The organism is Streptomyces sp. 351MFTsu5.1 (genome assembly GCF_000383655.1).
Taxonomy (GTDB): domain Bacteria; phylum Actinomycetota; class Actinomycetes; order Streptomycetales; family Streptomycetaceae; genus Streptomyces; species Streptomyces griseorubiginosus.
On record NZ_KB911795.1, the window covers coordinates 48,285 to 65,919 of the forward strand.

General features: G+C 73.5%; 4 protein-coding genes. All 4 read left to right on the forward strand.

The window, feature by feature from the left end:
- The first annotated feature begins 7 nt into the window (after window positions 1–7).
- The 4 genes from H295_RS0134870 to H295_RS46900 are packed head-to-tail and all read left to right on the forward strand — an operon-like array spanning window position 8 to window position 17,608.
- The gene (locus H295_RS0134870; protein ID WP_028810022.1) at window positions 8–14,752 is read left to right on the forward strand and encodes a hypothetical protein; all 14,745 of its coding nucleotides are present in this window, start codon (window positions 8–10) and stop codon (window positions 14,750–14,752) included.
- Window positions 14,749–15,387, forward strand: a complete 639-nt coding sequence (locus H295_RS0134875; protein WP_020139994.1) for a type VII secretion system-associated protein — start codon at window positions 14,749–14,751, stop codon at window positions 15,385–15,387. Before H295_RS0134870 ends, H295_RS0134875 begins: the two co-directional genes overlap by 4 nt.
- Complete coding sequence (locus H295_RS48485; RefSeq protein ID WP_020139995.1) at window positions 15,384–16,448, forward strand: ricin-type beta-trefoil lectin domain protein; 1,065 nt, start codon at window positions 15,384–15,386, stop codon at window positions 16,446–16,448. The genes H295_RS0134875 and H295_RS48485 overlap by 4 nt, the downstream gene beginning before the upstream one ends.
- Complete coding sequence (locus tag H295_RS46900) at window positions 16,445–17,608, forward strand: RICIN domain-containing protein (RefSeq protein ID WP_020139996.1); 1,164 nt, start codon at window positions 16,445–16,447, stop codon at window positions 17,606–17,608. The genes H295_RS48485 and H295_RS46900 overlap by 4 nt, the downstream gene beginning before the upstream one ends.
- Window positions 17,609–17,635 lie beyond the last annotated feature (27 nt).

Here is a 17,635-nt window from a genome sequence, read left to right on the forward strand (position 1 = left end):
ACCGTCCATGGCCATCCACGTCTCGCCCGAGGTCAACAACCTGCTGCTCCTGCTCATCGGTGAGCGGATGCTCCAGGCGGACGAGGACAAGGCCTACCGGAGCCACGAGCCGTACGACCGTCTCGGCAAGCAGCTCACCAAGCTGTCCGAGCTGATCGAGGAGTCGGTGATCGAGGTCGGCCGCTCGCTGCCGCCGCAGGTCGCCACGCGGTACGTCCGCGCGATGAACATGTTCGTCGACGACGGCGGCCGCAACTACCTCAAGGAGTTCGCCGACGAGCTGGACGTCGTCGCCCGGGGGCGGGTCGAGACGTCCATCAACATCACCGAGGCGAAGTGGCAGATCATCGCCGAGATCGTCCGGCTGCTCATCGAACTCGCCGTGATCCTGGTGATGTCCGTCTTCAGCGGCGGCGCGACGGCCGGGAAGGCGGCGGTCGCGCGGGCGCAGAGCCGGGTGACGGTCCTGGCGATCCTCGACCAGCTCATGAAGCGCACGCATCTGATGCCGAGCCTGAGCGAGGCGTTCGACGAGGCGTTCACGACGTTCGCCGTGCGGCTGGCGCTGATCGCGTTCGGTCCCGACGGGCGGCGGCCGAAGGGGTTCGACTGGTCGCAGATCCTCCAGGACGCCGTGTTCGGCGGGATCACGGGGATGTTCCACGGGGTGTTCGAGGGGGTCGCCGACCGGCTGCGGAACTTCTTCCGGCGCGGCCATCTCGACGACACGGTGTTCAAGAAGTTCGACGAGGACGTGCTGTCGAAGGTGGACCGGGGGCGGGCGGACCTGCCGTCGTCCTCCAACAACCGGGACTTCGGCAACAGGGATCTCGGCAACCGGGATCTCGGCAACCGGGACCCCCATGACCGGGACGGCCTCGGCGACGACATCGGGGACGCGGTGGCGGAGGGGGCCGCCGAGACCTTCGGCGAGTTCGTCACCGTCGGTCTGTTCACCGGGAGTTGGGCGCTCAGCGGCGACACGTTCCTGACGGCGACCGGCAGTGCGCTGTTCATGGGCATGGTGTTCGCAGGGGTGGCGAAGTTCGGGTCGCAGTTCAACATCCACCTGGACACGAACGCGATCAACGACGTCCGGGCGCTGGACGCGGACGCGGCGGTGAGGACGCAGAGCACGAAGGAGTCGCCGGCCCACGACACGGAGTCCGGGAGCGAGGGGACACACCAGGAGGGCCGGTCGACGACTCCGACACCGGTCTCCCCGGGCGGCTCCTCCGGAACGCCGGGCCCCTCACCCCAGCCCAGGAACATACCGACGACCAGTACGAACCCGGCCAAGGCGGACGACACCGAGGAATCCCCGGTCCACGACGTCCTCAGCGAGAGCGAGGGCGGAAGTGAAGACGCCGGACAGCAAGGCCAGTTGACCGCGCCCACGGCCACCTCGTCGGGCGGACAACCGCATGCGTCGAGCACCTCACCCCAGCCCCGGCACACCCCCACCCTAAGCCGGGACGAGCAGAGCGGCACCCCGGAGACCGACCCCACCCCGGTGGCGGCGACCGCCTCCCACGCCCCGACGCCCTCGTCGACGACCGGCACCCACGCGCCCGCACCCGGCCCTGTCTCCGCGGCCCCGGTCTCCGCGGCCCCGGCCACCCCCTCCCCCACCGCCTCCCAACCCCGCGCCGTCACTCAGACCGTCCCCTTCCCCGGGCACGACGAAGACCTCCGTGTCCTGGACGTCGTCGGTGACGGTGACTGTTTCTTCACCTCGCTTCTCGCCGGCCTGCACCACCAGGGCCACGGCTCCCCGCTGACCGCGATGGACGTCCCGCAGCTGCGGCAGCACGCCGCGGACAGGTTCCACGGGTCCGAGCGGTACCAGGAGCTGAACCGGCGGGACGCGCTGGACGTCCTGGTCCAGGACCTCGACGCGGACACACTGTCGGTGGTCCTGGACACCGAACCGCCGCTCCTGTCCCGCCGGCAGAACGAGACCGTCGACGACCAACTGCGCGACAACCTCTACCGCGACGAACTCCGGCAACGCCTCGCCCCCGCCGACCGGGCCGTCCTCGCGGACCTGAACCAGGCCACGATCCGCGCCCTGCTGCCCGGCTACCAGCCGGACGTACGCAGCGCGCCGCGTGTCGAGCGCGAGCGGCTGGTCGCCGTACAGCAGGCCTCCACGATGCGCGCCCAGCTCCGGGAGACGCTGACGGGCGACGACCCCGAGCGGGCCGAGCAGCTCTGGAACCGGCTGCTGGAGACGCGCTACCCCCGGTGGGCCCGGCAGGGTCCCCGCCTGGCCGACTTCCGGGGCCGCCCGCTCGGCGACCTGGTCACCGACTCGATCCGCAGCACGGACCTGTGGGCGACGCCGTTCTTCGACTACGCGCCGACCGAGGTCGCCCACGCTCTCGACCTGAACGTCACCGTCGTACAGCGTCAGGAAGGCAACACCTGGGGCACGCCCGTCAACTCCGGTGCGGGAGTGCCGGTCTACCTCCACTACAACGGCGCCGACCACTACTCGGCGATCGAGAACTCTCCCGCTCCCACGGCCGCCCCGGCCCCGGAAGCACCCGCCGAGGGGACCTTCGTGCGGCCGGCGACGACCAGCAGCGACCGTGCGGAGGAACTGGTCGCCCTCCTGCGCGGCCAGGACGGCCTCGCCGTCGAGGACCGCACTCTGGACCGCCTGCGCACCCTGAGCTCCACGACCGTGGACGCGCTGCTGGGCGACGCAAGCAACGGCGCCAAGGGCGCCAAGGGCAAGGGCAAGCCTCCGAACAACCCGCCGGGTGGAAAGGGCGGCAAGGGTGGCACCGGCGGTAAGGGTGGAAAGGGGGGAAAGCCCGCCACCGAGTCGGCCTCCTCGCCCCCGGGCCCCGCCTACAAGACCGTCCTCACCCACCCCGGCTACGCCACCGGCGACCAGTTCGGCATCGCCGCCGCCCTGCACGGCGACCCGAACCTGCACGTCCTGGTGGACAGCGCCGCACCCGGCACGGACTCCCGCGACAAGGGCCCGGAGATAGCCGAGTTCTACCGTTCCAGCGGCATCGCGCCCGAGCGCATCCACTTCCAGCAGGGCCCGCATGACAAGACCGCGAAACAACGGTCCGAGGAGATCGTGCGGGAGATCAACGCGGGTGCCCCTGACTTCGACAAGCTGAGCAGGACCAAGCTGAACAACCTCAGCGTCCCGGTGGGCACCGGAACCACCTGGATCGGCGACCATTTCAGCCACCCGCTGCGAGACACGATCCGGAAGGGCTGGCGCCTGGACGACGACGGCTTCCCCCCGGAGGACCGGGCGAAGGTCGCCGCCTGGCTCGCCGACCGGGGGATCACCGTGGAACCCCGGCGCAAGGTGATCGTCCTGTGGTCCCGTTTCAGCGGCAAGCGCGGCGACATCCACGTGGAGCACGACACCAGCTACACCGGCATGGACCAGCTCCTCACGGCCATCCACGAGCGCACCAAGGACGACCCGCCAGGACCGCTCGTCATCATCGCGGGCGACGCCAAGGCCAACCCGCAGCGCCCCGACCACTATCCGGCCCTCACGGCCAAGCACTGGAACAACGGCCTGGCCGTCCACGACCTCACCGACTTCTGGAACGACCGGGACGGCGTGGCCACTTGGGGTGGTGACACCCGCACCGGCCAGATGCGGCTGTACGAGTACCTGAACCGTCAGAGCGAGGGCGGACTCAAACACCTCGGCTTCCGCAGCGGCAACCTCGAAGCGATGGCCCTCTCCGGCCACCAGGTCAGGTACCTGGAGGAGCCGGGCAGCATCGGCGGCGACCGGATGGCCAAGTGGCACGCCGTGAACTCCAAGTCCGCCGTGAAGACGGGCTACGAACGCATCACCATCGTCCGGCCGCCCACGCTCTCCGGACAGATCGCCGCCGAGGCACAGGCCGTGTGGGAGCAGACAAAGGAACTGCACGGCAAGACGCCGACCACTGGCCAGAAGGACGAACTCAAGAACCTGGAGACGGAGTTCAAGCACCCCGCGTGGGTCGTCGGCAAGAACAACATGCGCGGCGCCGAGAAGCCCTACAAGGACCCGAGGAACAGGGGCTTCCACGACGACGACGTCAAGGAGATCACCAAGTACCTGGTCGGCGGCCCGCGCCCGGAACCCACCCGTCTGGTCACCCGCCCCGTCACCGCCCGCGGGAAGCTACGGACGCTCGGCAAAGACGACGGCGACATACCGGACTCGGCCGTCAACGGCTACGGCCTCGGCGAGGCCCGGGGCCAGGCCTCCTTCACGCCCGCCGACTGGTCGCGCCGGGAGAGGCGCTACCCGACGGTGACCACCGCGGACGACTACGCGGACCACCGCCCGCAGCGCGGGGTTCTGGTCGGCGGCCCCAAGGACGTGCCCTGGAAGAACAAGAAGGTGTCGTTCTTCGCCGCGCACGGCAAGCCGACCCGGGTCGAACTCGCCCTGGACCAGCGCTACAAGGAGGGCCGTCCCCAGGAGGACGGTGTGCACACGGTCACCGTCAGCGGACGGGAACTGGGCCGGTACATGGTCCGCTGGGGCGGGCTCGGTCCCGACGGCGAGCCGATCGTCCTCTACTCGTGCTCCACCGGCGCCTCCCCCACCCACGGCGGGCTGCCGGTCGCCCAGCACGTCGCCAACGTGACGGGCCGCCCCGTGTACGCGCCGACGACCAAGGTCGGTACGGCGCTGGACGGTTCGGGCCGGGTGCGGCCGATCCTCGACGTCGAGTCGGAGACCGGCGAGGTCGAACCGGGCCGGTGGCGGCTCTTCCTGCCCGAGCCGTCCGGCCCCGACCTCACCGCACTGGCCCGCGCGGCCGGGCAGCACGAGGGCGACGGCGCGCCCGACTCCTTCGCCGCCCTGCGCACCCTCCAGTTCGTCCGCACCCTGCGCGGCACCACCGGCCTCGACACCGGCTCCGATCCCGAACTGCTGCGGGGTCTGGGTGCGTTGGAAGCGCTGCGCTGGAACGGCACCCGACACCCCTACACCGACGCCCGGATGACCCCGGAGCTGCTCACCCGGATCACCCGCGACACCTTCCGCCTGCCCGGTACGGCCGCACCCACCCCGGAGCAGTACCGCGCGGTCCTCGCCGCCGCCACCACGGCGGCCCCGGGGACGGCGCCCGACCGGCTGCCCGTCCAGGGCGCACCGGCGGGCGGCGCGGCGGCCGCACACGGCACCGGGCCCGATGCCGACGAGGGCGGACCCGCCCGGGACCCCCTCTGGGAGGGCGGCGGCAACGGCAGCAAGAAGGCGGGCGGGTCCGGCGCTTCCTCGTCCAAGCTGTCCAAGGAGGAGAAGGCCGCCCTCCACGCCGGGAAGGCGGAGCCCGACCCCGGTCTGAAGAAGGTGCTGCACCACCCCGGTTACGCGACCGGCGACCAGTTCGGCATCGCCGCCTACCTCCTCGCCGACGAGAACCTGCACGTCGTGGTCGCGAGGGACCCCCTGAACGGGCGGGACCGCAGCGCGAGCATCGCCGCGTTCTACCGGGCGAGCGGCATCGACCCCGGCCGGGTCCACGAAGTGGAGGTCACACCCGACACCGACGGCGACGCCCACGCCAAGCAGATCTTCGACGACCTCAACGCCGAGGTGCTGGCGGACCGGCCCCCGTTGTCGAAGTCCAGGCTCAGGAGCCTCGTCCTCGGGGTGGGCGCGGGCACGGAGTGGATCACCGACAACTTCTCCACGGAGGTGCGGGAGCAGGTCCGTGCGGGCTGGCGGCTGGACGACGCCGGATTTCCCGGGGAGCAGCAGGAGAAGGTGGCCGCCTGGCTCGCCGGCAAGGGTGTCCGGGTGGAGCCGGGCCGCAAGGTGATCGTGCTGTGGTCCCGTTTCAGCGGGAAGCGCGGGGACGTCCACGTGGAGCACGACACCAGCTACAAGGGGATGCGGCAGATCCTGCGCGGCATCCGCGACCGTACGAAGGACGACCCGCCCGGACCGCTCGTCGTCATCACGGGCGATGCCCGGGTCGACGAACAGCGCCGCCCGCGCTATCCGGACCTGGTCCGCGACCCGGAGCTCGACGGTCTGGCCGTGCACGACCTCACCGACTTCTGGAACGACCGGGAGGGCGTGGCCACTTGGGGCGGTGACTCCCGCGCCGGTCAGATGCGGCTCTTCGAGTACCTGAACCGGCAGAGCGGCGGCGATCTCAAGCACCTCGGCTTCCGCAGCGGGAACCTCGAAGCGATGGCCCTGTCCGGCCACCGGGTCAACTACCTGGAGGAGCCGAACAGTTTCGGCGGCGAGCGGATGGCGAGGTGGAACAGCGACAACCACAAGGCCAGGGCCACGCTGAAGACCGGTTACGAGCGGATCGTCGTCGACCGGCCGCCCACCCTGTCCGGACGGGTCGTGCTGGAGGCGCGGGCCGTATGGGAGCAGACGAAGGAACTCCACGGCAGGGCCCCGACCGCGAGCCAGAAGGACGAACTCAACAGCCTGGCCGAGGACTTCAAGCACCCTGCGTGGGTCCGGGCCGGCCACGAGGTGCGCAGGCACACGAAGTCCCCGCAGGAGCAGGCGACCAAGGGCTTCAGCACCCCGGACATCGACAAGATCGTCACCGCTCTGCTGGCGCCCGCCCCCGCGACGGCCGCCGAGATCCCGGTCCATGGCGCGGTCACCGAGGGACTCGACGGCACCGTGTACACCAGCGGCGACCGGCGTTTCACCGAGTCGCCCGTCGTCGGGGACGGCGACTGCTGCTTCCGGGCGCTCCTGGACAGCGCACGGCTCCAGGACCCGCAGGCCGCCCCGCTCGGCGACAACGTGCGCGAGCTGCGGAACCGGGCGGCCGACGCCTTCACCGGCACGGCGGAGCACACGCTCCTCAACCAGCAGGACGCCCTGGAGGAGTTGACCCGCGACCTCAGCACCGACCAACTGCGCCGGATCCTGGGCGGCCCGCTGCCCGGTCTGCCCGCGCCGGTCCTGGCGAGGATCGAGGAGCGGCTCGCCGACGCCATGTACCGGGCGGAGCTGCGCCGCAGGGCCGACACCGCCGACAGCGGGGTCCTCGCCGACCTCCCCCGAGCGGCGGTCCGTGCCCTGCTGCCCGGCTACCGGCCCGACCCCGCCGACGCCCCGGCCGCCGACCGGGACCGGCTCATGGACGCGGCCCGGCGTGAGATCCTGCGGCCCCTGCTCCAGGAACGGCTCGCGCAGGACGGCCCGGCCGCCGAGACGGCGTGGCGCAGGCTCCTGGAGGTCGGCTACCCGAGGTGGGCCCTGACCGGCCCGCGGCTGGACGCCGTACGCGGGCACGGGGTGGGCGATCTCGTCGCCGCCTCCCTGCGGGACGTGAACCTGTGGAACACGCCCTTCTTCGACCACGCCCCCGGCCTGGTGGCGCGGGCCCTCGGCGTACGGCTGGTGGTCGTCCGCAGCGACGGCGGCCCTGACCAGGCGTACCACCCGGACGGCACCAGGACCGTCCACGTCCTCTACAACGGGGTCGACCACTACTCGGCGCTGGCCCCCGCGGAGGGTGACGGTACGACCGCGGCGCCCCGGAGCCCGGCCTTCTCCGAAACCGTCGCTCCCGCGACCGACCACGACGACGTCCTGGACTCCGGGGCCTCCCAGGACCTGGCCGACCTCGTCGCCTTCCTCCGCGTCCAGGCTCCGGACACCACGGACCGCACGCTCGACGGCCTCCGCCGGCTCACCCCCGGCACCCTCGCCGCCCTCCGCGCCTCCCGTGGCGAGACACCCCCGCCGCGACGCGATCCGGCCGCCGAACTCCCCGGCCCCACCGACCCGTTCGCCGACGTCGAGGCGGAGCTCGACACGCATCGCCCGCCCCGCCTCGACCGCTCGCTGCTCCCGCCCCCGCCCGCCGGGAAGACCGTCACCTTCACCGACGGCAGCGCCCTCCCCTCCCACCTCGGCGACGGGGCGTACGGCCACAGCCGGGCCCGGCTGCGCGGCACGGCCCAGGTGGTGCGGGAGATCGGCGAGCGCGCCGCGCTCCCCGAGGACGTCCGAGCCCGTCTGGAGCGGGCGCTGCGGGCCACCCCGCAGGCCTTCCACGGCGACGGCTGGCTCTCGCCGCCGTTCACCGACTCCCGGGGCCGGACCAGGGTGATGCGGGTGCGGACCCGCCCGCACGGCGTGTGGGAACGCTTCACCGACGCGCACGGCGTGCCGGTCAAGGTGGACGCCGGGCACCGCAGCCAGGTCACCTCGGGCCCGAGCCGGACCGTGGCCCAGACCAAGCGCCTCGCGGGCTCGCTCCCGATCGGTCCCCCGGCGGGCCCGGTGGCCTACGGCAGGGTCGGCGCCGCGGTGAGCTACGGGCGGTCGTACGACTACGCGATGCAGGACCAGACCCTCAGCCAGGTGGAGACCCGCCGGCTCGACGGCTCCCACCTCCACCTGGACGACGTGCAGTACGAGGTGTCCTTCGAGGGCGCCCCGACGGCCGACCGCAAGGACCGGCTGCCGCGTGCATTCGCCACCGGGGAGGGGCACTTCACCTTCGGCGTGCGCAACGGCCTCACCCTGCGCCTGCCCGAGGGCGAGACCCGTCCCGGGGAGCCCGGCCCGGTGCCGCGCACCCTCTCCCTGGGCCCCGAGAGCGACTACCGGCTGGTGCACACCGAGGGCTACGGCCCGGTCGAGGCGATCCGCAAGTGGGCGCTGGACCGCACCGGCGCCCGGCCCGGCAGCACCGCCCACCAGGAGCTCTCCGGTTTCTTCAGCACCGACACCTTCCACCGCATGGCCGACCGCCTGGCCCGCGGCAAGGTGCCCACTCGGCAGCTGCTGGGCGAGGACAGGGCCCGTTCGCCGCTCGGCGCGTTCGTCGTGGAGAAGGTCGTGCCGGGCCGGGCGGAGCTGCTGACCGAGACCGAGGCCGCCGAACTCCGCAACACCGTCCAGCAGACCGTGAAGAACGAACGCGGACTGACCAAGTCGTACGGCTTCGAGGTCAGCGCCGGCATCGGCCCGAGCGTGGACCTCGCGAACCACGGGCCTTTCTCCGTACGGCTGTTGGCGGGTGCCGTCGGCCGGTACGCGCGCGGGATCACCTCCGGGCAGGTGTTCGGCGGCTCGGGCGGGCGGAAGATCGTGGGCCGGGCGAAGAAGGTGCCGACCGAGCTCTACAAGGTCCACAAGACCGTCTGGGTGCGGCGGACCGGCGACCAGGAGGCCACGCCGTTCCAGACGTGGAGCCTGGACCGGATGACCCGCACCGAGGCGCGCCGGCTCGCGGGCTGGGACGACGGCACGACCCTGCGCAAGCGCCACGGCAACGAGCCGCTGCCGCCCGTCTACCTGACCGACGAGGACCCGGCCGTCCTGGGCATGGCCCGCCCTGAGGCGTTCACCTCGGGGGACTCCGGGGACTCCCCCACGTTGCTCCAGGAGTTCACCGACGAGGTGATCCGGGCCGCCGCCCGCCGTCACCCCGGCCTGATCGCCCCGCTCGCCGAGCTGGAGGCGCGGACCGGGCGGTGGAGCGACCCCGAGCGCTACCGGCTCGCCCTGGCCAACACCCTCGCCGTCGTCGACGCCCTCTCGCACCACAGCGTGGCGGGCGGCCTGGAAGCGATCGTCACCACCGGTCTGCGGATCCCCCTCACCGGCACCGGCCGCTTCGGCCGCTCGCACCGCTACCTGTGGATCGACGGCCGTCTCACCGACCGCCGCTACGAAGGCACCCAGAACGACCTGATCCTGCGCGGCGGTTCCCCCGGCACCGAGCGCCTCGACGGCTCGCAGAGCGTCAGCCGCACCCTGGAGACCGGCTTCGACGCAGGCCTCGCACTGCGCGACAAGGGCCGCGACGGGCTCGGCGCCCCGAAGAACCTCGGCAACCTCACGGCCGGACCCCGCTGGGCGTGGCAGAAGGGCCGCAAGACCGGCTACGGCTCCACGGCGTCGTACGAAGGGCTCGCGGTCAGCGCGTCCCCCTCCCATCTGCACAGCTACCAGCTGGAGTTGACGGCGAAGAGCGGCGGCCACTGGCGGCCGCGCACCCTGTGGCGCGGGCTGCCCTCCTTCGGGCTGCTCGGCACCGGGCTGTTCGTGCGCGGGGAGGCGGAGACCGACCTGGTCGGCGGCGGGGCGGGCGCGGCGGTGCGGGGGCGGGTGCTGCTGTCGGTGCCGGACGAGCACACCCCGGTGTCCGGCACCCCGGCCCCGCGGACCGCCCCGGACATCGAGGAGTTGACGGCGTCGGAGGCCGCCGAGCTCGCCGCCGGGAGCGCGCCGCACGAGGATCCGTTCGGGGACCAGCCGTACCAGACGGTGAGCGTCGGCGGGCACAGGAGGCTGGGTGCGCTCGCCGAGGAGGTCATGGGCGCCGCGTCCGGCGGCTCCTGGCACTTCGCCCGCCCCGGCGCCCCCGCGCACGACGCGATGCTGCGGCCCTTCCAACCCCAGTACCTGACAGCCGAGTTCGACCAGACCTCGGGCCCCGGCGGCTCCCTCACCGGCGGGCTGTTCGGCAAGGGCCCCTACCTCAACCGGCTCGGCGACCTCGTGCACCGCACCCGCGTGGTCCGCCCGGTCGTCGTGTCCAAGCCGGTCAAGGTGGAGACCGAACAGACCCTGGGCAGCGACACCCAGTCCTCCGGGGCGGTCACCACGAGCACGTCCTTCACCGTCACGGGCAGCGGCGGTTACGGCACCACCCACCCCGCCGGTCCGTCCCTCGCCGGGTCCTACGGCCTCCTCGGCCGCTGGGGCCGCTCACGGGGCACCACGCACACCGTCACCCGGACCGTGACCTCCGAACTCGACCGGGACGACGAGAACTTCAAGGTGCTGGTGTCCGGCGACACCCGGCACGAGATCCTCGCCTCCTCCCGCGCCGACGGCGTGCTCTCCCCGGCCCACGACCTCGCGACCCGCTTCCGGAGCGCCTGGACCGGAAAGCGCGTCACGTTCGCCGCGGACTGGCTGGGCCACCTGCCCGAGAAGGCCGCCCACCGGCTGGGTCTGCTCAGGGACAAGCTGGGCGAGGTCCCCCGGTACACCGCGCGGAGGTGGTCGAGGCCCAACTGGCTGCGCGACAACCCGTTCGGCTCCTACCCGGTCAACGCCCTCGACACCACGGCCGTGCTGACCGACTTCGACACCCAGTTGCTCGCGCTGAACGCCGACGACGCGAGCCGCGCCCGGGTGCGCTCCCTGCTCACCCCGCGGGCCGTCCGTGCGCTGCGGGACCGTATGGCATCCCCCTCGGGGGCCGCCGCACCGGCCCGGATCGGCCGCCTCAACCTGGGCAAGGTGCACTTCGGCGGGCGCACCGGCGCGCTCAGGGTCGAACTGATCCAGGGCGACGAGGAGTTCGACGGACTCGACCACAGCACGACCCTCCAGGACACCCGGGTCGCCGCGGAGACCGTGGAGCACGGCACGGTGTCGGGGCGCGGCTGGGGCGCTGGGCTGGCGGTCGGCGAGGGCATCCGCACCGGGGCGGGCGGGGCACCCGCGTCCGGACCGGCGCTCACCACGTCGGGCGCGGTGGACCGGACGGCGGGCACCGCGCGGTCGACGACGCGCTGGAAGTCGTACGTCTTCTACCCGAACGAGCCGCACGCGGAGTTCGTGACGCCCTACCGGATGCGGCTCACGCTGACGTTCGACGACGGGCGGGTGGCGGAGAGCACGAAGGAGGTCGGACGGCTGCGGGAGCAGGTGCCGTTGAGTCTGACGGTCCCGGTGCGGACGGCCGGCCCGGCGGACACCGGGGCGCCGGCCTCCGATCCCCTCGCGCCCCCGGACCTGTCCCCCGGCACCCCGGAGGTCACCGTCTGGCGCTCCGGCGCGGTGACACCCGAGGCGGTCGACGCGTGGCGGGCCGCCGGGCCGGGGTTCTCGCTGCCCTCCAACGGCTTCCAGGTGCGCCGGCTGGTCGGCCGGGACACCGTGCACGCCGTCGCGGAGATGGCGGTGGCGAAGGCGTACGGCACGGAGGGCGCCGTCGGCTCCGGGCGGCTGTCCGGCGACGGCCTGACCGACGCCCGTACGGCCGCCCGCCGCACCCCGCTGACCCGCCCCGGCAGCGCCTCCGCCCTGGCCCTGGACGGCGGCACCGCGGACGCCTCCCTGGCCGCGTTCTTCGGCGACGCGCTCACCCCGGACGGGCACCAGGTCGCCGGGCTCGTGGACCCGTCGCTCGCCGGAGCGCACGGCGAGTTCCGGCTGTACGCCCGGCCCGACTTCACCGGGGCGACGCTGCTGACGGTGGCGCCCGAGAGCACGATGGAGAGCGCCGAGCGGGAGACCGACGCCTCCGACGTGTCGGCGGGCCGCACCGAGGTCCACGACTCGGCTTTGAGCGGGCAGGCCGTGGTGACCGCGGGCGCCGCGGGAGGCGTGATCCCCGGTGCCACGGGGACGCTGGGCAACGCGGCGGACACCGACACGGCGAAGGCCGCGGGCGCCGACGGCGTCCAGTCCAACGTCAAGCCGAGGACGGGGCGTTCGTTCCTGTTCGCGATCCCGACGGACTGGCTCGGGGTAGCCGAGGTCGAGCACGACATGAAGGACAGCGCCGTGGGGACGCTGGTGGGCCGGGCACTGGGTCCCTTCGGGCGGGTCCGGCCGGGGCCGCGGGCCGTCGAGACCCGGGGCCAGGTGCTCGCCTGGGTGCGCGAGGACGTGGCCCGGCAACTCGGCCTGATCACCGACGACACCTTCCCGGAGAAGGTCTCCGACGCCTGGTCCCGGGTCGCCGCCGCCGGAACCGCCTGGGCCGACGCCGACAAGGCGTACTGGACGACCCGGCGGACGCTGGGGGAGGTCCGGGAACGGCATGCGGCCGCGCGGGCGCGGTTCAGGTCCGCCCGGCGGGCGTTGGCGGAGGCACGCGCCGGGGAGGGGCGTTCCCTGGAGCCGCTGCGGGACGACGTGCGGCGGGCGCGGGCCGAACTGCGGGCGGCCGTCCAGGAGATGCGTGTGCTGTGGGCCGACCTGGCGCCGCGGCGGGCGGCGGCCGAGGAGGCCGCGGCGGCCTTCCACGGGGTGCGGGCGGCCACGGATCGGCTGACGCGGTGGCATCGGCTGCCCGTGGAGGGGGCCGTCGACTCTACGGAACCGGGCGGCAGTGGAGCCGAGTTGCGGGGTGGGGTCGCGGAACCCGCCGCACCTGTCCTCGACCCGCCCGCGGCCGAGACGAAGGCCGGACCCGACCGCTACACCGAGGCCGAGGACGGCACGCTCACCTCCCCCTCCGGCACCCCGTACACCCTCCTCGACGTACCGGAGGACGGCGACGGCTTCTACCACGCGCTCGCCGAGGGCCTGCACCGCACGGACGCCGGTCTGCCCGGTCGTCTCCCCCTGACCGATCGCGCCGGCCTCGTCACCGCGCTGCGCGAGGATCTCGCCGGTGCCCTGGAGTCCGGTGCCCACCCGGAGCTGGCCGCGCTCACCGTTCCCGACCGGCAGGACACCTTCACCGACGCCGAACTCGCCTCCGCCGGGGTCGACTTCGGGTCGGACACACCCGAGTCCCGTGAACTGGCCGACACCCAGGGACGGCTGCCCCTGCACGGGACCCTGTCCGAGGCCGGGCGCCTCGCCCTCGCCGCCGCGCAGATCCGCCGTCCCGGCACGCCCGAGTCCGCCACCGGGTGGGACCACGGCGCCGCCGACCTCCTCCCGGCCCTGGCCGCACGGCACTTCGGGGTCACGGTCACGGTCGTGCGGGAGGACGGGGAGTTCCAGGACTTCCCGCCGACGCCGGGAGAGACGGACGGCGCCGACCGTGTCGTACTGCACCTGAGGGACCGTCACTACCGGGTGGCCGTCGCGGAGTCCGGCGCCGACCGGACTCCGTTGCCCGCTCCGGAAGCCGCCCCGCACCGCCGTACGGCCCCCGAGGAGACGTCCCGCACGAACGCCCGCCCCGCGCACACCACCGCACCCTGGACCGCGCGTCCCGGGTCCACCGGCTGGCGCCGCGATCCGGCCGCCGGTCCCGGTACGCTCACCGCCCCCGACGGCACGGTCCACGACCTCGTGGAGCCGACCGGTGACGGCAACAACTTCTGGGCCGCGCTGACCGCCGAGGACCCGCGCGCCGCCGGCGCGTGGGCCCGCCCGCTGCCGTCCGGCGCGGCCCTCGACCGCACGGCGCCCTTCACCGCGGCCGAACTCTCCGACGCCGGGGAGAGCCTGGGCCACGACGGGCGGCCGGTGGTCCGGTTCCACGCCACGGCGGGCCGGATCCCGGACGACGTCCCGCTCACCCCGGAGCAGGAGAGCGAGTTGATCCGCACCCAGGTGCGCACCGCCCGCCGCTGGAACACCGCGACCACGGGCACCGCCGCCCGGATGGCGGCCGACGCCACCGGGGCCACGGTGCGGATCGTCGCCGAGGACGGTTCGACCCGTTCCTTCCCGCCGGCCGGGCGCCCGTCCGGCGACCGCACGGTCACCCTCCATCAACGCGGCGGGGACTTCCTCCTGGCCCGCCCCCGGCCGCCCGCGCCCCCTGTCGGGATCGGCCCGGAAGACCCGGACTTCCAGTCGCTCGAAGTCACCCCCGAGGACACGAAGGGGCTGGCGGTGGGCGGCGCGGCCACCACGACCTGGGCCCTGACCCCGGACACCCCGCTCCCGGTCCGCGAACTGGGCCTCGCCCAGGAGGACTTGGGCAGGCTGTTCCAGCGGGTCGGGCACCGACTCAGCCGTGAACGACACCGCGCGCCCGGTCCATTGCACCCCCGCGCCGGACTCCATGACGACCCATCACCCAGCAGGAACAGCAGGAGCAGTACGTGATCAGCAACGAGGAAGAGCGGGCCTCCCAACTCCCGCCGAACGCACCGCCGTTGCCGGACGACGTCCGGGAGGCTGCCCGGCTCGCCCCCGACCACTGGCTCGGCGTCGTCGACCCCGGCTGGCGGGGCGAGGGGCCGCCGCCGCACTGGGCGGTGGTCGGCGAGTGGCGGTCCGGGCTCTCGGGCGAGGTCGAGGAGTGGCAGCCGAACGAGGAGTACCGCCCCTCCCCCGCCTCGCTCGGCTGGCCCGAGCCCACGGACCCGGTGGACGCGGCCGTCCAGGCGGCGGTCACGGGGTACGGCCCGCTCGTGGAGGCCGTGCGCGCCCTGGCCGGTGCGGAGATCAGCTTCCTCCGCACCCGGGACGGCGTACCCCAGCAGCTCACCTCCCCCGACGGCACGCCGACCGTCCCGGTGTTCACGTCCGCCGCACACCAGCCCTTCGCCCTCTCCCTGACGCACGCCACCCTGCCCGCCACCGCGCTGGCCACCCACGGCGTGACCCTCACGGTGAATCCGGCGGGGCCGGCGTGTTTGGTGGTCACGGCGGAGGAGGTGCTGGAAGCGGCAGCCACGGCTGAGGCGGCTTCTGGCTCAGGCTCGGCATACGGCTCCGCCGTGGGAGGTGCCGAATGACGGAGTCGTTCCCCGAAGCCGCCGCCGAGACCGCGGCGGAGTCCGCCACCATCCCGTCGCTCCCGCGCCGTCAGCGGGGGCCGTCGGCGATCGCCGAAGCCTCCGCCGCCGTTGCGCGCACCCAGGCCGAGGAGTCGTCCGGCGCCTCCGAGACGCATGCCGACACGGCCGAGACCGCACCCTCGCTCTCGCCGGCTGCTGCCGAGTTCGCGGCGCTCACCGCCGCGGACCCGACGCCGGAACCGGCACAGGCCGCCGCTCGGAACACACGCACGAGCGCCTGGTCCGCCACCACGACCACCACCGCCCCGCAGACCACCCCACGCACCCCCGGCCGCCCCCGCAAGGCCCTCCTCGCCGGCGCCGCCCTCCTCGGGGCGCTGCTGATCGCCGTACCGTTCCTGGTGACCGGTGACGACGGCGACGAGAGCTCCACCCGGGTCGACAGCACCGGCGACACAGCCCTGGGCGACCACTGGACCGGCGACGGCACCGGCACCTTCGGCACCGCCAGTCCCTCCGGTGGCTCCCCCACCCCGCACTCCACGACGAACCAGGCCACCGGTCAGGTCGTGGAGACCGGGAAGCCGGACAAGGGCGCCGCGACGGCCACCGGTACGACGAGCAGCGCGCCCGGACAGCAGACGGCTCCCTCCGCGTCGGCCTCGAAGCCCGCCGCCGGCGTCCGCATCCGCGGCAGTGCGTCCGGCCGCTGCGTCGACGTCACCGACGGCAGCACCGCCGAGCGCACCCCGCTCCAGATCTGGGACTGCTCGGGCGCCGCCCGGCAGAGCTGGCGGTTCGCCTCCGACGGCACCGTCCGCGCGCTGGGCAAGTGCATGGACGTCGACGGCGGCTCACGCGACGACGGCGCCGCCGTCCAGCTGGTCACCTGCAACGGCACCGGCGCCCAGCGGTTCCGTCTCAACGCGGCCCACGACCTGGTCAACGTCCAGGCCGACAAGTGCGTCGACGTCAAGGACGTGGCCACCGGCAACGGGGCCCGGCTCCAGCTGTGGTCGTGCAACGGCGGCGGCAACCAGAAGTGGAGCACCGCATGACCACCGATCCGACCCGGAGGGACCCGATGACGGCCGCTTCTCCCGAGCCGACGGCCACCGCTACCGCTGCCGCGAACGCCGCCGAGCCGGACGTGGTGGTCGTGGCGGAGCCGACGCCTGAACCGCCGGTCGGCGCGCTCACCGAACCCGACAACTCCGAGTCCGCATCCGAGACGCAGACGGACCCGGATACGGAAACCTCGCCCGACACCGACTCGTCCGCCGACACCTCCACCTCCACCGACACGGACGTCGACACCCACCCCGACGAGGAGGAACGCCCCGACACCGCCACCGAAACCGACCCCGCCCGCCCCCGCAAAGCGCTCCTCGCCGGTGCCGCCATGGCAGGTGCGCTGCTGATCGCCGCGCCCTTCCTCGTGAGCACCGACGGCGGGGAGGAGCACCGCGCCGGCCGGGCCGACACCCTCGCCGACACGGTCCTCGGCGGTCCCGGAGACCAGGAGATCCCGGGCGTCTTCGGCACCGCCAGCCCCTCCCCCGGCGGGCACGCGTCGGCGGGCGTGAAGGACAACGGCGTGCAGAGCAAGGGGGGTTCGAAGGGTGCGGCGAACCCCGGCGCGGGCGCGGCCCCGGCGGCCGGACAGGCCGGGGCGGCGACCGGTTCCGGCGGCGGAACGTCCACCGGAAAGAAGCCGCCGTCCTCCCCACACAAGTCCAGCTCCTCCTCCACCGGTTCGGGCAGCAAGTCGAACTCCGGCTCCTCAGGCACGACTACGGGCAAGGGCGGGGGCGGCACGTCCACGGCCACCGTCACCGCCGTGGCAATCCGCGGCTACGCCTCCGGCCGCTGCATCGACGTCACCGGCGGCTCCGGCAAGGACGGCACCCCCTTGCAGATCTGGGACTGCACGGGTGCGTCCTGGCAGCAGTGGAAGTTCATGCCGGACGGCACGGTCCGTTCCATGGGCAAGTGCATGGACGTGTCGTGGGGTTCGACGGCGAACGGGGCGGCGATCCAGCTGGCGAACTGCAGCGGCAACCAGGCGCAGCAGTTCCGCCTCAACGCGGCTCACGACCTGGTGAGCGTCAAGGCCGACAAGTGCGTGGACGTCAAGGACCAGCTGACGGCGAACGGTTCCGCTCTCCAGCTCTGGTCGTGCGGGGGCACCTCCAACCAGAAGTGGGGCAAGGCGTGACCCGCTGACTGCCGCCGGAGGACAGGC